16 protein-coding genes and 1 pseudogene are annotated in these 18,546 nt (G+C 70.4%); 9 read left to right on the forward strand and 8 right to left on the reverse strand.

What is annotated here, in order from left to right; all coding sequences use genetic code 11:
- Positions 1 to 46 precede the first annotated feature (46 nt).
- The 4 genes from RB628_RS30590 to glgX form a co-directional block, all read right to left on the reverse strand.
- Positions 47 to 1,807, reverse strand: a complete 1,761-nt coding sequence (locus RB628_RS30590) for an ABC transporter ATP-binding protein (protein ID WP_318323821.1) — start codon at positions 1,805 to 1,807, stop codon at positions 47 to 49.
- 56 nt (positions 1,808 to 1,863) lie between these two features.
- Positions 1,864 to 3,780: an ABC transporter ATP-binding protein gene (locus RB628_RS30595; RefSeq protein WP_318323822.1), complete on the reverse strand. Its 1,917-nt coding sequence runs from the start codon at positions 3,778 to 3,780 to the stop codon at positions 1,864 to 1,866.
- Positions 3,777 to 5,651, reverse strand: coding sequence for an ABC transporter ATP-binding protein (locus tag RB628_RS30600; RefSeq protein WP_318323823.1), 1,875 nt, complete (start codon positions 5,649 to 5,651; stop codon positions 3,777 to 3,779). Before RB628_RS30600 ends, RB628_RS30595 begins: the two co-directional genes overlap by 4 nt.
- Positions 5,652 to 5,871: 220 nt before the next feature.
- Positions 5,872 to 8,142 (reverse strand): glycogen debranching protein GlgX, encoded by a 2,271-nt coding sequence (gene glgX / locus RB628_RS30605; RefSeq protein ID WP_318323824.1) that lies wholly within the window; start codon positions 8,140 to 8,142, stop codon positions 5,872 to 5,874.
- Between the two features lie 191 nt (positions 8,143 to 8,333).
- On the opposite strand from glgX, the gene RB628_RS30610 reads away from it, so the two are divergent.
- The 7 genes from RB628_RS30610 (at position 8,334) to RB628_RS30640 (ending at position 15,513) form a co-directional block, all read left to right on the forward strand.
- A complete protein-coding gene (locus RB628_RS30610; RefSeq protein WP_318323825.1) occupies positions 8,334 to 9,575 on the forward strand; it encodes a L,D-transpeptidase in 1,242 nt (413 codons plus the stop codon).
- Between the two features lie 209 nt (positions 9,576 to 9,784).
- On the forward strand, positions 9,785 to 11,065 hold the full coding sequence (locus tag RB628_RS30615; protein WP_412180747.1) for a L,D-transpeptidase: 1,281 nt from the start codon (positions 9,785 to 9,787) through the stop codon (positions 11,063 to 11,065).
- Between the two features lie 93 nt (positions 11,066 to 11,158).
- The gene (locus tag RB628_RS30620; RefSeq protein ID WP_318323827.1) at positions 11,159 to 11,926 is read left to right on the forward strand and encodes an enoyl-CoA hydratase/isomerase family protein; all 768 of its coding nucleotides are present in this window, start codon (positions 11,159 to 11,161) and stop codon (positions 11,924 to 11,926) included.
- Positions 11,927 to 12,232: 306 nt separating this feature from the next.
- Complete coding sequence (locus RB628_RS30625) at positions 12,233 to 12,736, forward strand: ATP-binding protein (RefSeq protein ID WP_318323828.1); 504 nt, start codon at positions 12,233 to 12,235, stop codon at positions 12,734 to 12,736.
- 76 nt (positions 12,737 to 12,812) lie between these two features.
- Positions 12,813 to 13,586 (forward strand): polysaccharide deacetylase family protein, encoded by a 774-nt coding sequence (locus tag RB628_RS30630; protein WP_318323829.1) that lies wholly within the window; start codon positions 12,813 to 12,815, stop codon positions 13,584 to 13,586.
- Positions 13,586 to 14,806, forward strand: a complete 1,221-nt coding sequence (locus RB628_RS30635; protein WP_318323830.1) for a YncE family protein — start codon at positions 13,586 to 13,588, stop codon at positions 14,804 to 14,806. Before RB628_RS30630 ends, RB628_RS30635 begins: the two co-directional genes overlap by 1 nt.
- A 98-nt stretch (positions 14,807 to 14,904) precedes the next feature.
- A complete protein-coding gene (locus tag RB628_RS30640) occupies positions 14,905 to 15,513 on the forward strand; it encodes an ADP-ribosyltransferase (RefSeq protein ID WP_318323831.1) in 609 nt (202 codons plus the stop codon).
- 128 nt (positions 15,514 to 15,641) lie between these two features.
- On the opposite strand, the gene RB628_RS30645 is transcribed toward RB628_RS30640, so the two are convergent.
- The gene (locus RB628_RS30645; protein WP_318323832.1) at positions 15,642 to 16,280 is read right to left on the reverse strand and encodes a GNAT family N-acetyltransferase; all 639 of its coding nucleotides are present in this window, start codon (positions 16,278 to 16,280) and stop codon (positions 15,642 to 15,644) included.
- A gap of 171 nt (positions 16,281 to 16,451) precedes the next feature.
- Here RB628_RS30645 and RB628_RS30650 point away from each other — a divergent pair, with 171 nt between their 5' ends.
- Both RB628_RS30650 and RB628_RS30655 read left to right on the forward strand, forming a co-directional pair.
- On the forward strand, positions 16,452 to 16,664 hold the full coding sequence (locus RB628_RS30650) for an EF-hand domain-containing protein (RefSeq protein ID WP_318323833.1): 213 nt from the start codon (positions 16,452 to 16,454) through the stop codon (positions 16,662 to 16,664).
- Positions 16,665 to 16,713: 49 nt separating this feature from the next.
- A complete protein-coding gene (locus tag RB628_RS30655; protein WP_318323834.1) occupies positions 16,714 to 16,950 on the forward strand; it encodes a hypothetical protein in 237 nt (78 codons plus the stop codon).
- Positions 16,951 to 17,130: 180 nt separating this feature from the next.
- On the opposite strand, the pseudogene RB628_RS30660 reads toward RB628_RS30655, so the two are convergent.
- From RB628_RS30660 to RB628_RS30670, 3 genes and pseudogenes are all read right to left on the reverse strand, one after another.
- A pseudogene (locus tag RB628_RS30660) lies at positions 17,131 to 17,298 on the reverse strand (muramidase); the annotation flags it as partial.
- 204 nt (positions 17,299 to 17,502) lie between these two features.
- Entirely contained in the window at positions 17,503 to 17,895 is a 393-nt protein-coding gene (locus RB628_RS30665; RefSeq protein ID WP_318323835.1) for a type II toxin-antitoxin system VapC family toxin, read from the reverse strand.
- Positions 17,892 to 18,164: a hypothetical protein gene (locus tag RB628_RS30670; RefSeq protein WP_318323836.1), complete on the reverse strand. Its 273-nt coding sequence runs from the start codon at positions 18,162 to 18,164 to the stop codon at positions 17,892 to 17,894. The genes RB628_RS30665 and RB628_RS30670 overlap by 4 nt, the downstream gene beginning before the upstream one ends.
- Positions 18,165 to 18,546: the final 382 nt, after the last annotated feature.

The raw sequence follows: 18,546 nt of genomic DNA on the forward strand, positions 1-18,546 counted from the left end.
GCGGCCCGGCGTACGTCCGCTGCGGTGGCGATGGGCAGTTGGGCGGTCACCGTACGGACTCCTTGGTGCTTGCCGGGCCCTCGCTCACCGGGTGCTCTTCGTCGGGCTCGTCCGCGTCGCGGGCCACCAGGGCCCGGTATCCCGGTTCCTCCGCGAGCAGCCGCTGATGGGTGCCGACTGCCGCGGTCTTGCCGTCGACCAGGTAGTACACGGTGTCCGCGCGGTCCAGCATCAGGGGCGAGGTGGAGGCCACGACGGTCGTACGGTCCGTGCGTTCGGCGCGCAGCCGGTCCGCAACGGTGGCCTCGGTGTGCGCGTCCAGCGCCGACGTCGGTTCGACGGCGAGCAGCACCTCGGGGTCGGCGAGCAGCGCCCGCACCAGCCGTACGCGCTGCCGCTGCCCGCCGGAGAGGTTGCGGCCCTGGGCGTCGATCGCCGAGTCCAGCCCGTCCGGCAGCCCGAGGACGATGTCGTCGGCGACGGCCGCGCGCACCGCCCGCGCGATGGCCTCCCCGGTCGGCTCCCGGCGCCCGGAGACCAGGTCGCGCAGGGTCCCGGCGAACAGGTCGGCCTCGTTGTCGGCGACCAGGACGCGGGCGCGTACCTGGGAGAGAGACATCTCGTCGAGTCGTACGCCGCCCCAGGTCGCCGCCGACGGAGTGAACCGGCCGAGCCGGTCGACGACGGTGGCGGCATCGGCGGGCCGGGCACCGGCGAGCGCGGTCAGCCGCCCCGGTACGACGCTCACGCCCGACTCGGGGTCGTGCAGGGCGGAGGGTGACGCGGGCGCGTCCAGGCCCCGGCCGCCGCTGTCGTCGTCGGGCTCAAGTGCCAGGAACCGTACGACCCGCCTGGCGGCCACCAGGGCGCGGCTGATCTGGAAACCGCACTCGATGAAGAACGCCACCGGCACGATCAGCACGGCGACATAGCCGTACACCGACACCAACTCGCCCACGGTGATGGACCCTTGGGCGGCCAGCCGGGCCGCGAGCCAGGTCACCAGGGCCAGGAACAGCGTCGGCAGCCCGACCCCGAGTGCCTGGATCCAGCTGCTCACCGCCCCGACCCGGTACCCCTGCTCCTGGAGGCGGCGCGAGTCACGGCGGAACGCGTCCGCGAACAGCCCTTTGCCGCCGAGCCCGTTGAGTACGCGCAGCCCGCCCGAGAGGTCCCCGATCCGGGTGGTCAGGACGCCCTGCCGCTCCCGGTACGACGACTCCACCCCTTGCAGCCGCCCGAGCAGCGGTCCGACGAGCAGCGCGACGACGGGCACGCCGAGCAGGATCACCGCGGCGAGCGTCGGCGACACCGACAGCAGCAGTCCGGCGACCACGCCGTAGGAGACGATCGCGCCGACGCCCGGCCCGACGAAGGTCAGCGACTGGGCGATCGTCGACACATCGCCGACGCCGATCGTGACGACCTCCCCGGCCCCGACCTGCCGGGGCAGCGCGGCCCCCAGCCGCACGGCCTGTCCGATCACGACCTTGACCGTACGGAAGTTGGCGTCCATCCGGATCCGGGTCATCGTGCGGTGCCGCATGATGCTCAGCCACGCACTGAACGTCCCCGCGGCGAGGATCGCGCCGGCCCAGCCGGCCAGCACGGCCTGGTCACCCGGTTCCAGACCGTCGTCGACGGCCCGGGACATCAGATACGGCGACAGCGCCATCAGCGTCGTCCAACTGCTGCCCAGCAGTGCCCCGACCGCAGACCGCCGCCACTGCTGCCGCACCAGCCACAGCAGATAGCGGCCGGGGCCACGGTGGTCGGGCGTGCCGGGATCCTCGTACGCGTCGATCATGTGCCCGTCGTCCCCGTCCCCGTAACTGTCCTGATCCGTACCGAACTACTGGCGACTCACGCCAGGCTGTCCCGCCAGGCCCGGTGCAGATCCGCGAACCGGCCCGTACCGGCGATGAGTTCGGCCGGGTGCCCGTCCTCGACGACCCGCCCGTGCTCCATCACCAGCACCCGGTCCGCGATCCCGACCGTCGACAGCCGGTGCGCGATCACAACGGCCGTACGCCCCTTCAGTACCGTCGACATCGCGCGCTGCACGGCCCGTTCACCCGGGATGTCGAGCGAACTGGTCGCCTCGTCGAGGATCAGCACCGCCGGATCGGCGAGCAACGCCCGCGCGAACGCGACCAGTTGGCGCTGCCCGGCGGAAATACGGCCACCCCGTTTCCGTACGTCCGTGTCGTAGCCCTCGGGCAGCGCGGTGATGAAGTCGTGCGCGCCGATCGCCTTGGCGGCCCGCTCGATCTCCTCGCGCTCGGCGTCCGGGCGGCCTATGGCGATGTTGTCGGCGACGCTGCCGGAGAACAGGAAGGCCTCCTGCGTCACCATCACGACCCCGCGCCGGAGGTCGGTGCCCGTGAGGTCGCGCAGATCGACGCCGTCGAGCAGGACCCGCCCCTCGGTGGGGTCGTAGAAGCGGGCGAGCAGCTTGGCCAGGGTGGACTTGCCGGCGCCGGTCGAGCCGACGACCGCGACGGTCTGGCCGGCGGGGAGGGTGAGGCCGAAGCGGGGCAGTACCTCGCCGCCGGTGCGGTAGGTGAAACGGACCCCGTCGAAGACGACCTCGCGGCCCGGGTGCCCTGGTTCCCGTACCGGAAGCTGCCGGGGAGTCGGCGGCTCCGGAACGGAGGGCGTCTGGGCGAGCAGCCCGGAGATCTTCTCCAGGGAGGCGGTGGCCGACTGGTACGAGTTGAGGAACATGCCGAGCCGGTCGATGGGGTCGTACAGCCGGCGCAGGTACAGCACGGCGGCGGCCAGCACACCCAGCTCCAGCGAGCCTTCCGCGACCCGGTGGGCGCCCCACAGCACCATCGCCGCGACGGCGGTGTTGGCGACGACCCGGGAGCCGACGACATAACGGGCCATCTCCAGCAGTGCGTCGCCGTTCGTGCGCTCGTGCCGCCGGTTGAGGACCTCGAACTCCGCGTCGTTGACGGCCTCGCGGCGGAACGCGCGCACCGGCCGGATGCCGTTCATCGTCTCCACGAACCTGACGATGACGGCGGCGATGGCGGTGGACCGCAGCCCGTACACGCGGCCGGCCCGGTGCTGGTAGAGCCGGATGAGGAGGCAGAGGGGGACGAAGGACGCGACGGCGAGCGCGCCGAGGCCGAAGTCCAGCCAGAGCAGGATCGCCGAGATGTAGGCGAACGACAGGGCGACGGCGACGAGTTCCTGGAGCCCGTCGTTCAGCAGCTCGCGCAGTGACTCGACGTCCGCCGTGGAGCGCGAGATCAGCCGGCCCGAGGTGTAACGCTCGTGGAAGTCGAGGCTGAGCGCCTGCGCGTGCCGGAAGATACGCCCGCGCAGATCGAGCAGCGCGTCCTGACTCACCCGGGAGGCGGCGGAGACGAACCAGTACTGCAGCCCGCCCGAGGCCAGCGCGCAGAGCAGATAGCCGGCCCCGACGGCGACGAGCGGGCCGTTGTCGTGGTCGCGGAAGGCCGGTACGGCACGGTCGATGGCGTACGCGACGAGCAGCGGGCCCGCCTGGACGGACGCCTGCTGGAGCAGCAGGAGCACGGCGGTGAGGACGACTCGGCCCTTCATCGGGGCGAGGAGGGAGCGGAGCAGGGTGGCGGTGGCGCCCTTGGGGATGGGCAGGTCGTCCTGGTCGAACGGGTCGCCCGAGGTGGGGGACTGGGCAGTGCCGAGGGCCGCCTCGGCGCTCGGTTCGGAGGCCCTGGATGCCGTGGAGGTGTCGGGCGGCTGTTCGTCGTCGGGGGTCGGCGCGGTGGTCGTGGGCGCCGTCATCGGGCGGCCTCCTCGAAGCTGTCAGTGCCGTGGGGGGTGTCGCCGCGGTCGCTCTCCTCGTCCGCGCCGGCCATCAGCCAGGCGTACTCGGCGTTCGTCCGCAGGAGTTCGTGGTGTGTGCCCACGGCGGCGATCCGGCCGGCGGAGAGCAGGGCGACACGGTCGGCGAGCAGGACCGTGGACGGTCGGTGCGCCACGATCAGCGCCGTGGTGTCCGCGAGGACCCGGCGCAGCGCGGCCTCGACGGCGGCCTCCGTGTGCACGTCCAGCGCGGACAGTGGGTCGTCGAGGACCAGGAACCGGGGCTTGCCCACGACCGCCCGGGCCAGCGCCAGCCGCTGCCGTTGGCCGCCGGAGAGGCTGAGGCCCTGCTCGCCGACCTGGGTGTCCGCGCCCTGCGGAAGCGAGTGCACGAAATCGGCCTGCGCGACAGAGAGCGCGTGGCGCAACTCGGCCTCGCCCGCGCAGTCCCCGGCCCCCATGAGGACGTTGTCGCCGACGCTCGCCGAGAAGAGGGTGGGTTCCTCGAAGGCGACGGCGACCAGGGCGCGCAGTTCTTCTCTGGGCAGGGCGGAGATGTCGTGCCCGTCGAGGGTGATGCGCCCCGAGGTGACCTCGTGCAGCCGGGGGACGAGCGCCGTGAGCGTGGTCTTGCCGCTGCCGGTCGTGCCGACGAGGGCCATGGACTCGCCGGGGCGGATGTGGAGGTCGACGCGGTCGAGGACGGGAGGGGAGTCGGCGGGGGCGTCGGGAAACCGGAAGGAGACACCGTGGAACCGCAGCCCACGGTCGTCGCCGGAGGACGTGGACGCGGCGCCAGGGGGGACAGTCTCCGCAACCGCCTTCCCGTCGTCCTCGGGATCCTCGTCCATCACCTCGAAGTACCGCTCCGTGGCGGTGGCCGCGTCCTGGCTGATCGCGAGCAGAAAGCCGATGGAGTCGACGGGCCAGCGCAGGGCGAGGGCCGTGGACAGGAAGGCGACCAGTGTGCCGGCCGACAGATCACCGTCGGCGACCTGCACGGTCCCCAGCACGAGGGCCGCCCCGATCGCCAGCTCCGGCAGCGTGACGATCGCCGCCCAGATCCCCGACAGCAGCCGGGCCTTGTGCAGTTCGGTCCCGCGCAACGTCCGCGACAGCTCACGGAAGGCCCGCGCCTGACTCCGGTGCCGCCCGAACCCCTTGATGATCCGGATGCCGAGCACACTCTCCTCGACGACCGTCGTCAGGTCACCCACCTGGTCCTGTGCGCGCCGGGCCACGAGGTGGTAGCGCCGCTCGAAGACGATGCACACGACCAGTACGGGGATGGCGGGCCCCAGGATCACCAGCCCGAGCGACCAGTCCTGGACCAGCATGATGATCACGCCGACGAGGATCGTCACCGCGTTGACCAGCAGGAACGTCAGAGGGAACGCGAGGAACATCCGCAGCAGCATCAGGTCGGAGGTCGCCCGGGACAGCAACTGACCGGACGGCCACCGGTCGTGGAAGGTCACCGGCAGCCGCTGGAGCCGCTGATACAGGTCCGCCCGCATCGCCGCCTCGACGCCGGCCAGCGGCCGGGCCACCAGCCACCGCCGCAGCCCGAACAGCAGCGCCTCCCCGAGCCCGAGCAGCAGCAGCCACAACGCCCCGAGCCACACGCCGCGGGAGTCCCCGTCGGCGATCGGCCCGTCCACCATCCACTTCAGGACGAGCGGTATCACCAGCCCCATGCACGACGCCACGACAGCGACGAGGGCGGCGGTGAACAGCCGTACACGCACTGGCCGCACATATGGCCACAGGCGCAGCAGAGTGCGTACGGCGGAACGGCCGGGGGTGTTCGCAGTCTCAGGTTCCTTGGCGTTTGCACGTGTCGTGGACATCAGCACCGAGCCTACGGACCACCACTGACAGTGCCTACCGAGTTTCGGCCCGGTTCTCGTCGGGCGCAGGTACTACGACCTGCGCGTTCGAGAAGTCGTACGCGCGCGAGGCGAGGGAAAGGAGTAGGGAAAGGAGAGGGAGACCGTGGGCTCAGCGACAGATGGCGCTGGACCAGGTCGCTGGCGTCCGGGCGCGGGCCGACGCACCCCTGCCCGCCCCTCACCCCACCACCCGCAGCAACAGCACAGCCCGCCCCGGCACAGGTATCTCGTCCCCCGCCCGGTACTCCACCCCCGGCGCCTCCCCCTGCTCCTCCCGTGACGTGTCGACGACCACCTCGTACCGCTCCGCCCAGGGCGCACCCGGCAGCGCGAAGGCCGTCGGACGGTCACCCGCGTGCAGTACCGCCAGGAAGCTGTCATCGACGATCGGCACTCCCCGGGCGTCGCGGCCCGGGATGTCGCGGCCCGACAGATACATGCCCAGCGTCGCCGCCGGCGCGTACCAGTCCCGTTCCGTCATCTCCGCGCCCCGGGCCGTGAACCAGGCCAGGTCCCGCAGTCCGTCCACCGAACGGGCCCTGCCGGAGAAGAACGCGCGCCGGCGCAGTACGGGATGGCGGTGGCGCAACTCGATGAGGCGGGCGGTCAGTTCGGTCAGCGCTCGCCAGCCGGGGTCCTCCAGCAGGCTCCAGTCCACCCAGCTGATCTCGTTGTCCTGGCAGTACGCGTTGTTGTTGCCCCCCTGGGTACGCCCCAGTTCGTCGCCCGCGACCAGCATCGGCACGCCCGTCGACAGCAACAACGTCGTCAGCAGGTTCCGCAACTGGCGCCGTCGTAGCGCCTGTACGTGCTCGTCGTCCGTCTCTCCCTCCGTGCCGCAGTTCCAGGCGCGGTTGTCGTCGGTGCCGTCCCGGTTCCCCTCCCCGTTGGCCTCGTTGTGCTTCCGCTCGTACGACACCAGGTCCCGCAGCGTGAAACCGTCGTGCGCCGTCACGAAGTTGACCGAGGCGTACGGTCTGCGACCGCCCCACGCGTACAGGTCGCTCGAACCCGACAGGCGGTAGCCGAGGTCCCGTACGTCCGGCAGTGCGCCCCGCCAGAAGTCCCGTACCGCGTTGCGATAGCGGTCGTTCCACTCCGTCCAGAGCGGGGGGAACGCGCCCACCTGGTAGCCCCCCGACCCCACGTCCCACGGTTCCGCGATCAGCTTCACCCGGCGCAGCACCGGGTCCTGCGCGATCACCGCGAGGAAGGGGGAGAGCATGTCGACGTCGTGCATCGAACGGGCCAGGGCCGCCGCCAGGTCGAACCGGAAGCCGTCCACGCCCATCTCCGTCACCCAGTACCGCAACGAGTCGGTGATCAGGCGCAGCACGTGCGGCTGGACCACGTGGAGAGTGTTTCCGCAGCCCGTGTAGTCCGCGTACCGGCGTGCGTCGCTCTGGAGCCTGTAGTAACCCCTGTTGTCCATGCCCCGCAGGGACAGCGTGGGGCCTCTCTCGTCCGCCTCCGCCGTGTGGTTGTAGACCACGTCGAGGATGACCTCGATGCCCGCCGCGTGCAGTGCGCGCACCATGCGCTTGAACTCGCCGACCTGCTGGCCCGCCGTACCCGTCGCCGCGTATCCCGCGTGCGGGGCGAAGTAGCCGATCGAGTTGTAGCCCCAGTAGTTCCTCATGCCCCGGCGCAGCAGGTGGTCCTCGTGCGCGAACTGGTGCACCGGCAGCAGCTCCACCGCCGTCACGCCCAGCTTCGTCAGGTGTTCTATCGCCGCCGGGTGCGCCAGGCCCGCGTATGTGCCGCGCAGTTCCTCCGGGATGCCCGGGTGCAGCTTGGTGAAGCCCTTGACGTGGACCTCGTAGATCACCGAGTCCGCCCACGGCGTTTTCGGCCGGCGGTCGTCCAGCCATTCGTCGTCGGTGGTGTCATCGTGGACGACGACCCCCTTGGGGACGAACGGCGCCGAGTCGCGGTCGTCGCGCACGGTGTCCGCGACCTGCTGCTGGGGCCAGTCGCGGACGTGCCCGTACACCTCGGGAGGCAGGTCGAAATCGCCGTCGACCGCCCGCGCGTACGGGTCCAGGAGCAGCTTCGCCGGGTTCCAGCGAGCGCCGGTCCACGGGTCCCAGCGGCCGTGTACGCGATAGCCGTACCGCTGCCCGGGCATGACACCCGGCACGAAGCCGTGCCAGATCTCGTGCGTCAGTTCGGTGAGAGGGACGCGTGTCTCCGTGGGGCCTGCCCCTTCCGCCTCCCCGAACAGGCACAGCTCCACCGACTCCGCCCCGCCCGCCCACAGCGCGAAGTTGGTGCCCGACACCCCGTCCGGGCCCGTGCGGAAACGTGCGCCCAGAGGCATCGGTGTTCCCGGCCACACGGGTACGGCGGGCAGAGCGGCGCGTGACGCGCCGTTCAGCACGGTGGAGGGATGCCCGTCCCCGACGGCGCGCTGATCCGCCACCGCCTTCTGTTCGGCTGCGCTGGACACCTCTCCGCCTCCCGCGACTCGTGGAACGAGTGGAACGAGGAAACGAAGCGAGCACAGCGCGAACAGATGTGCGGCGTCCCGGCCGCGCTGCCCTGGTGCGTTGTCCTCTGCGTCGTTTCTCCCCCCTGTTCTGCCCAGAGCATGGCTCGCACTCACGTTTCCCCAGGGCGGGCCGAGTCGTTGGGTCCTGCGTGAGGCACGTACAAGGGCGCGCTCGGCGCGCGAGGGCCGGGCTGGTCGCCGTACTGACATGGGCAGGACTGCTGGCCGGAGCCGCCGGCTGCACTTCGGAGGGGGTGGGCGGGGCGGACTCGGTGTTCGGGAAACCCCGGGCGCCGGAGGATGTGATCCGCGTCTCGCCCGACGACGGAAGCCGCTCCGTGCGCCCCGGGAACCCCCTTCTCGTACGGGTGTCCAGTGGGCGCCTGGAGTCGGTGAGGGTGGTCAGGTCCCAGGACGCGCAGAAGTCGGCGGTGGCCGGGCGGATCTCGGACGACGGGATGTCATGGCGGCCCGACGACCAGCGGCTCGCGCTGGCCGCCAGGTACACGGTCGACGTCGTGGCGCTGGACGGCCACGGACGCCGTTCGGCCCGGCACACGACCTTCACCACGTACGTGCCCGATGAGCGGTTCATCGGATACGTCACCCCGGAGAACCGCGCCACCGTCGGCACCGGAATGATCGTGTCGCTGGAGTTCAACCGGGAGATCCGGAACCGCGCCGCCGTCGAGCGCGCCGTCCACGTCACCGCCGAACCCGCCGTCGAGATCCGCCCGCACTGGTTCGGCTCCGACCGCCTCGACTTCCGGCCCGAGGAGTACTGGGAACCGGGGACCAGGGTCACCGTCGATCTGGCGCTGCGGGACGTCGAAGGGGCGCCGGGGGTGTACGGGATCCAGCGGAAGACCTTCACCTTCACCGTCGGCCGCAGCCAGGTCTCGCTGGTCGACGCCGCCGCGCACACCATGGAGGTGCGGCGCGACGGGGATCTGCTCGCCACGGTGCCGATCACCGCGGGGGCGCCCAGGACCACGACGTACAACGGGAAAATGGTGGTCACCGAGATGCTGGAGCTGACCCGGATGAACGGTGCCACGGTCGGCTTCAAGAAGAAGGACGGCAAGGGGGAGTACGACATCCCGGACGTGCCGCACGCGATGCGCCTGACCACCTCCGGAACCTTCCTGCACGGCAACTACTGGGCGCCGGACGTCTTCGGCAACACCAACGTGAGCCATGGCTGCGTCGGGCTGAGGGATGTGAAGGGCGGCAGTTCGGACAGTCCGGCCGGCTGGTTCTTCGACCGGAGCCTCGTCGGCGACGTCGTCGAGGTCGTCCACAGCAACGACAAGAAGGTCGCTCCTGACAACGGGCTCGGCGGGTGGAACATGGGCTGGAAGGAGTGGAAGGCGGGCGGTGCCGTGAAGTAGCGGCGAGTTGGGCGGCAGAACGGTCACCGGCGCGAGGTAACGGTCACTGGAGTGACCTGAACGGTCGGGTCCGACAATCTGATGATGTTGGGACGGAACGGTGACCTTCTGGGGCCGTCGGGGGGCGTGACCTTGTGGTTAATATGCGCCGGGGTGCGCGGGAAGCGCCGGGGAAGCGGGCCTGACCAGGCCACGGGAGGGGAGAAAGCTTGAACGGGCGACACATATCGGGGGCTTCGGGGACTGCGCGGCGGGGTGGGGTGCGGGGAAGCGGGATACGCGGGAGCAGGGGGCCACTGGCACTGCTGGTCGGTGCCCTGCTCGTCGCCGTCACGGCGTGCGGCGGAGGCGGTGACCCGGAATCCGGGGCCGACGACGCCAAGCCGAAGGGCAAGGACTCCACCACCGCGCAGGCCCAGCAGTCCCAGCAGTCCCAGGCCGTCGTCACCATCGCGCCGAGGAACGGCGCCAGGTCCGTCGACACCAGCGGCGCCCTCACCGTCAGCGCCGCCAAGGGCAAGTTGACCGAGGTCACGGTCGAGGACCCCAAGGGCAACGAGGTCGCGGGCACCCTGACCGCCGGCGACACCAGGTGGGCGCCCTCGACGCATCTCGCCGCGTCGACCACGTACAAGGTGCACGTGGTGGCGAAGGACAGTGAGGGGCGTACGGCGGCGGAGGAGTCCTCCTTCACCACCCTCACCCCGAAGAACACCTTCGTCGGCACGTTCACGCCCGAGGACGGTTCCAAGGTCGGCGTGGGCATGCCGTTCTCGATCCGCTTCACGCGCGGCATCACACACCCCGAGGACGTCGAGAAGGCCATCACGGTCAGGACCGAGCCGGCCGTCGACGTCGAGGGCCACTGGTTCGGCAACGACCGTCTCGACTTCCGCCCGGAGAAGTACTGGAAGCCGGGTACGAAGGTCACCGTCGCCCTCGCTCTCGACGGCGTCGAGGGACGCCCCGGCGTCTACGGCAAGCAGGCCAAGCAGGTCTCCTTCACCATCGGCCGCAGCCAGGTATCCACGGTCGACGTCAAGACCAAGAAGATGGTCGTACGACGGGACGGCAAGGTCATCAAGACCATCCCCGTCACCACCGGCGCGCCCGGGTACGAGACCTGGAACGGCCAGATGGTCATCACCGAGCGCCTCGAAGTGACCCGGATGAACGGCGAGACGGTCGGCTACGGCGGCGAGTACGACATCAAGGACGTCCCGCACGCCCAGCGCCTGACCACCTCCGGCACCTTCATCCACGGCAACTACTGGGGCGGCGACGCCTTCGGCAACTACAACGCCAGCCACGGCTGCATCGGCCTGCGCGACGTACGCGGCGGCTACGACGGCAAGATCGCGGCGGCCTGGTTCTTCGACCGGTCGATGATCGGTGACGTGGTCGTCGTGAAGAACTCCAACGACCGCATCGTCGCCCCGGACAACGGCCTCAACGCCTGGAACATGTCCTGGGAGAAGTGGAAGGCGTAGCCTCTCCACTCCCTTCGCCGCACGGCGTTCCACGGGCCCGGTGTGACTGACGGCACCGGGCCCGTACCCGTTAGTCCCCGTTAACCTGCCTCCATGACTGTGCATCTCGAAGTCGCCGAAGGCGTCGGTACGCTCCGGCTGGACCGGCCGCCCATGAACGCGCTGGACGTCGCCACCCAGGACCGCCTCAAGGAGCTCGCGGAGGAGATCACGCGCCGGGACGACGTACGGGCCGTCGTCGTGTACGGCGGGGAGAAGGTGTTCGCGGCCGGCGCGGACATCAAGGAGATGCAGGCCATGGACCACGCGGCGATGGTCGCCCGGTCCAGAGACCTGCAGGAGTCCTTCAGTGCCGTCGCCCGTATCCCCAAGCCGGTCGTCGCCGCGGTGACCGGCTACGCGCTCGGCGGCGGCTGTGAGCTGGCGCTCTGCGCGGACTACCGCATCGCCGGTGACAACGCGAAACTCGGTCAGCCGGAGATCCTGCTCGGTGTGATCCCCGGCGCGGGTGGTACACAACGGCTGTCCCGCCTGATCGGCCCGTCCAGGGCCAAGGACCTGATCTTCACGGGACGGATGGTCAAGGCGGACGAGGCGCTGTCGCTCGGCCTGGTGGACCGGGTGGTCCCGGCCGCCGACGTGTACGCCGAGGCGCACGCGTGGGCGGCGAAGCTCGCGCGGGGACCGGCGATCGCGCTGCGCGCGGCGAAGGAGTCTGTCGACGCGGGTCTGGAGACGGACCTGGAGACAGGGCTCGCGATCGAGCGGAGCTGGTTCGCGGGCCTGTTCGCGACGGACGACCGGGAGATCGGGATGCGGAGCTTCGTGGAGGAAGGTCCCGGTAAGGCGAAATTCCGCTGACTCCGGTGACTCCGGGTTCCGCTGACTCCGTCCGAGCCCCTCAGGGCACTCGCAGTTGACGCGATGTCTTATCCGGGTCCCTCGATAGGGCGGTTTATGGGAGCCTTAAGGCAATCTTAAGCCCGTCTTGTCGAGGAGGCCTGTCGCTTGCCCGAAAGTGAGCTTCCGCCGCAGGTCGAAGGGGACTTAGGGCCCCACGAAATGCCGTCAGCATATGCCGGACAGTCGATTCGGAACGACCCGTTCCGGTGGGCGTATTCCTCGGGAACGGCCCCGGGCGGCGGTTCGGGCGGCCATGATGGGGGCATGGCGGGGCTGGAGGGCATGGAACAGCCGCGGGGACACGGCCGTGCGACGGCGGCGCGGTGGTCGCCCGAGGTGGAGGACGAGCGGGCACTCAAGGCGCTCGAGTTGTTCGGAAACCCGACGGAGGCCGAAGTTCCGCTCCCGTCCCGCCCCGAGTCCGCCGCGACCGCGCGCCGCCTCGCCCAGGTCGTCGTCCTGCGCCAGTGGGGGCTGACCCCCAAGATGACGGAAGACGCGGTGCTGCTCGTCTCCGAACTGGTCGGCAACGCGGTGCGCCACACCGGTGCGCGAGTGTTCGGCCTGCGGATGCGCCGGCGCCGGGGATGGATCCGGGTGGAGGTCCGGGACCCCTCACGGGGGCTGCCGTGTCTGATGCCGGTTCAGGAGATGGACATCAGCGGGCGGGGGCTGATGCTGGTGGACAAGCTCTCCGACCGGTGGGGAGTCGACCTGTTGCCGCGTGGGAAGACGACGTGGTTCGAGATGCGGGTCACTGACCGGTAGGGCGCGCGAACAGGTGTGAGGCCGCCTGGCCGTACGGGCGGGCCAATCGCCCGTTTTGCGGCCCAGAACCCCTTAAATGGTGCGGGTGACCACGACCGACCGCAGGGCGGTGCTGCGCGCGGGCGCCGGGATCGTTGCCTCGGGGGTGCTGACCACCGGGTGTGCGACCGGCGGCGCCGCCGCTCACCCCGCTGCCCCCACGTCCCGGACACCGGTGCCCCGTACTCCCGCCCCCGCCCCTCTCCCGCACCACCCCGCCCAGATCACCCACGGCCCCCGTGACCGCCCCCGCGTCGCCCTCACCTTCCATGGCAACGGCGACCCCGCCACCGCCCGCACGCTGCTCTCCACCGCCGAGGAACACGGCTCCCGTGTCACCGTGCTGGCCGTCGGGACCTGGCTCGACGCCCATCCCGGCCTCGCTCGCCGCGTCCTCGACGGCGGGCACGACCTCGGCAACCACACCCTCCGGCACCTCGACATCAACGCCATGCCGGAGGCGGACGCCGCTGCCGAGATCAGGGGGTGCGCCGAGCGGTTGACAAGGCTCACCGGGTCCATCGGCACCTGGTTCAGGCCCTCGCGCGGCGCCCGGGCCTCCCCGCTCGTCGAACGGCTCGCCCGTCGGGCCGGCTACCCGCACGTCCTGTCGTACGACGTCGACTCCCTCGACTTCACCTCGCCGGGCGCCCCCGCCGTCGTACGCAACGTCATGGCCGGGGTCCGCGCCGGATCGATCGTGAGCCTGCACTTCGGATACGCGGACACCGTTGCCGCGTTCCCCGGCCTCCTGCACGAACTCGACCGCCGCGGCCTGCGCGCGGTGACCACCACGGAGCTGCTGAGCTGATGCCCCCCACCGCCCCTGCCCCCACCCGCACCGCGGTCGCCCGTGCCCTCGTCACGGGAGCCGCTCTCACCGTCCTCGCCGGACTCGCCGCCTGCGGCACCGAGACCGGGGACCAGCCGGACCGGACCCTCGGCGAGGTGAAACCGGTGAAGCCCGTCAGGCCCGCCGCACCCGCCAGACCCGTTGTCCAGGGACTGCCCGGGATGCCGCCCGTTCTCCACCCGCGCGACGTGTACGCCGCCGACCGGCCCAACAAACTGTCCCCGGTCGTCCGGGACTTCCCGTCCCGCGTCTACGTGCCCAACACCGAGTCCGACACCGTCTCCGTCATCGATCCGAAGACGTACGAGATCGTCGAGACGATCCAGGTCGGGCGCCAGCCCCAACATGTCGTCCCCTCCTGGGACCTGAAGACGCTCTGGGTCAACAACAACCGTGGCCACACCCTCACGCCCATCGACCCGAAGACCGGGAAGGCAGGCAAACCGGTCGACGTCCACGACCCGTACAACCTCTACTTCACGCCCAACGGCAAGTACGCCGTGGTCATGGCCTCCCTCGACCGCGAGCTCGTCTTCCGTGACCCGCACACCATGAAGATCGCCAAGACAGTGCCCGTCAGCTGCTACGGCGTCAACCACGCCGACTTCTCCCTCGACGGCCGGTACTTCGTCGTGTCCTGCGAGTTCAGCGGCGAGCTGCTGAAGGTCGACACGGAGAAGATGGAGGTCGTCGGGCAACAGAAGCTTCCCTTCGAGGGCGCGATGCCGCAGGACGTCAAGATCTCGCCGGACGGCAAGCGGTTCTACATCGCCGACATGATGGCCGACGGCATGTGGGTCCTGGACGGCGACAGGTTCACCGAGCCCACCCTCCTGCCCACCGGCAAGGGCACCCACGGGCTGTACGTCAGCCGGGACTCCCGCGAGATGTACGTCTCCAACCGGGGCGAGGGCAGCGTCTCCGTCTTCGACTTCGAGAAGGGCGAGCTCACCAAGAAGTGGCGGCTTCCGGACGGTGGCAGCCCCGACATGGGCGGCGTCTCCGCCGACGGCAAGGTCCTCTGGCTGTCCGGCCGTTACGACGACGAGGTGTACGCCATCGACACCCGGACCGGGGAGCAGCTGGCCCGCGTCAAGGTGGGCAGCGGCCCGCACGGACTCGCCGTCTACCCCCAGCCCGGCCGCTATTCGCTCGGGCACACCGGCATCTTCCGCTGATCCGGGCCCAGTTGGCCCACCCGCGGTACGTCATGTGACACGCCGCCGATCGAGTGACGATCCCAGGCCCGCCGCCGCAGACCCGACATGGTGCACCCATGATCACAACTCGCCTGCGGCGGCGGACCGCTGCCGTCGCCCTCTCCCTGGCCGCGGTCTTCGCGACCTCGGCCGCGACCGTTCCCACCGCCGCTCCGAAGGCCGTCACCAAGGCCGCAGCCCCGGCCTGCCCCCAGTTCGACGACCCGGTCAAGGCCGCCGTCGACCGCCGTGTGGACGTCGACCGCATCACGCCCGAGCCGGTCTGGCGCAAGAGCTGCGGCACCCTCTACCGCAGCGACGGCCGCGGACCCGAGACCGTCTTCGCGGAGGGCTTCAGGCCCAGGGACGTCATCAACGGCCAGTACGACATCGAGCAGTACGTACTGGTCAACCAGCCCTCCCCGTACGTCTCCACGACGTACGACCACGACCTGTACAAGACGTGGTGGAAGGCGGGCTACAACTACTACATCGACGCCCCGGGCGGCGTGGACGTGAACAGGACCATCGGCGACACCCACAAATGGGCCGACCAGGTCGAGGTCGCCTTCCCCGGCGGCATCGACCGGAAGTACGTCATCGGCGTCTGCCCGGTGAACAGGACGACCAAGGTCGAGAACATGAGCGACTGCCAGAGCAACCCGCACTACGAGGCCTGGCACTGAGTCCAGCGCCCTGCAGGGGGCGCGGCCCCGTAGGGGCGCGGGGCTGTGTCGATGTGCGGCTACCGCCGCGCGGGGGCGACCAGTCCCCACCGGCCCGCAGCAAAAGAACCACACACCCCGCGGAGTTCTCAGTGGGCGAGGAGCAGAGCCTCCCCGCCCACCGGCACGAACCCCGCCGCCTGGAACGCCCGCACACTGCGGGCGTTCCCCGGGGCCAGCTGGGCCCAGACCGGCTCCCCGCCGCTCAGGTACCGCGCCGAGGACGCCAGTGCCCGCCCCAGCCCCCGGTGGCGTACCGCCTCCGCCACCTCCACTGCGGCCTCCAGCCGCCCCGCGACCCCGCGTCCGAGGATGAGCACCCCGCCGCCGGCCGTCCACACCCGGACGTCGTCGCGGTGCCTGTGGGCCCGGGTGACCCGGTGATGGCCGGGGTCGTCGATCTCCGTCAGCGTCAGCGGCGGCTCACCTCGGACCGGGGAGGCGACGGCGAGCAGGTCGATCGTCTCGTTCGAACGGCCCGTGCGGTCCATGAGAGCGGCCAGGAAGCGCGGATTCATCGGCGCGGAGAGCGCGTCGCTGTCCACGCCGGCCAGCGTCCGGCGTACCCACGCCGGGTCCTCGTCCGTGAAGACGACGGCGTGGGCGGTGAACGCGAGGACGCCGGCGTCTCGGTGGGAGGCCTGGGGCACGATGGTCGTCCGGCCGTCGGCGGGCGGGAAGACGCCCCGCGCGACGGAGTCGAGAACGTCCCTGAGCGCGTCCCCCATACCGTTCCTCCCGCGTACTTGAGTCTCCACCCACTGGAAGGCCCAGACTCGCAAACATGATCGACGACGGCACCGGATATCTCACCATCGGCGAGCTGGCCCGGGCCACGTGCTCACCTGGCCGGTTAATCTGACCTCGTCAGCAGTACGTACATGAAGGGGCGGGTCCCGGTGGCGGACATCGAGGAAGCACACAAGCAGTTCCAGCGGATCGACACGAACGGTGACGGCTTCATCACGGCCGCCGAGTTCAAGTCCGCCCTGGCGCAGGCGGGTGACTGGAACGTCACCGAGTCCGTGGCCGAGGTCATCATCGCCTCCCGGGACATCGACGGCGACAAGCTCCTGTCGTTCGACGAGTTCTGGACGTACCTGAACAAGTAGTGCGAAGCGGTACGAAGCAATGCGTGTCGGGGCGCCCACCGGATCGTCGGTGGGCGCCTCTCGCGTCTCCGGCCTCCACCTCGCGGGTACGGTCCCGCCGGTACGCCGTCGTCAGTGGCGCCGGTCCGGGAGCCTGTACGGCGGTGACGCGGGAGGCGAGGTCGACGTCGGCGAACGCATGCGGGGTCGTGAGGGCGCGGCGGTCGCCGACGGTGGTCAGGGTGGCGAGGCCCGCGTCGAGGGCGGCCCCGGAGCGTGCCGGCGAACCCGCGCCGGACCCGGTTGAGGAGACCGGCCTGGGCGCGTGCGGCGGCCGCCGTGCCGCTGCCGTACGCCGACCGGTCCCGGGCGCGGTTCCAGCGGCTGACGTCGATGTCGTCGAGGGGCACGGTGAACGCGCGCACCCCGTGCGGTGCGACGGCTGTGCAGAGGGCAGGTCGGCCGTACCCGTCAGCCGACGTATCCGTCAGTTGAAGTCCGCCCACTTCTGCAGCGCCTGCTTGGTCGCGAAGTCGGGGACGTTCGTGTCGACCGGGTCGTCGGTGTACTGGTGGAAAAGCCACTTCGCCTGGATACGGGGCTCACCGGCCGTCACACAGTCCGCTATCCACAGTCCGTCGCCCGCGTAGGAGGACCGCCCGCACCGGGTCAGGATTCAGCCGCCGCCGACACCCGGACGGGGAAGTGTGAGTGAGCTGTGGTTGGTGCCCCCGGCGGTCCCGACCGCGCGGAAGGGCAGCGTATTTCAGTGCACTGACAGTGGGCGCCCAGTTGATTGGACAGAGTTGTGCTGAGCGGCAGCGAGTCGGAGGTCGCGGCCGACCCGGCGGCGGCTGCGTCAGATCTTGATGATGTGGACGCCGGGGCCGCACAGCATGTGGAGGTCTTCGGGGTCTGATGTCAGGACGGTCACGGGGGACGGTGCGGAGAGTGCGGTGGCAGCCACGAGGGCGTCGAGGGCGTATTTGTGGCCGTGCAGGCCGGCTGCGGCGAGCAGCTTGCTCGCGTGGCGGGCGATGGCTTCGGTGGGCGGGACGATGTTGACGCGCGAGATGGCGTAGTCGAAGCGGGCCTGGTTGATCTTGGGGTCGCGGGCTTCGACGAGGGTGACGGAGCTGACGATGACGCGGATGTCCTCGGCCTCGGCTGCGGTCAGCCACTCGGTGAGTTCGGGTGCGCGTCGTACGAGTCTGGACAGACCCTCGCAGTCGAGGACGAGGGTGCCGCTCACGCGGCGTCCGCCGAGCCTGCTGCGTCACCGCGCAGGATGGCCCGCTTGGCCTCGACCGCGGCGTGGTCGACCGGTCCGTGTTCCGTTTCCGCGTCTTCGATCAGTTCGCGCAGTCGGTCGCGTTCCAGTTGGCGCTGGATGAGGGCTTCGACGTAGGCGGACATGCCGCGCTTGCCGGTGCGTGCTTTGAGGGCGGCGATGGTGCCTTCGTGGAGAGAGACGGAGACCGGGCGGACGGGGCCTTCGCCTGGAGCAGGAGAGGCGGACATGGGATCAGTTTAACAAAAGGCTTGTTATTTGGGATCGCCTTGTTCATTTCGCCCGTAGGGAGGCGAGGCCTGGTGACCACCGGCATTGTCGCCCACCGCAACCCTGCTGATCGCAGCCGCTACCAGAACCGTGGGCGGACAGGGAATCGTGCGCAGGGCCTGGTTCATGGCAGCCTGCCGGGCATCGCACAGTGTCCCCTACGGGCAGGTGGCGAGCGGTCGCCGGGTTCTGTGGCATCGCGAGTGGGAGAGCAGGGCCTGACGTGCCTGCGCTGTCGTGAACGTAGGGAAGAGGCCGGCCAGCCGCTGCTCCAGGACTCCGTTGGCAAAAGGACAAGGCGGGCCGCGCAGCTCGCTTGCCGCTCAGAAGCGGATCACTCCA

The sequence above is a fragment of the Streptomyces sp. ADMS genome (assembly GCF_033441795.1).
In the GTDB taxonomy this organism is placed as follows: domain Bacteria; phylum Actinomycetota; class Actinomycetes; order Streptomycetales; family Streptomycetaceae; genus Streptomyces.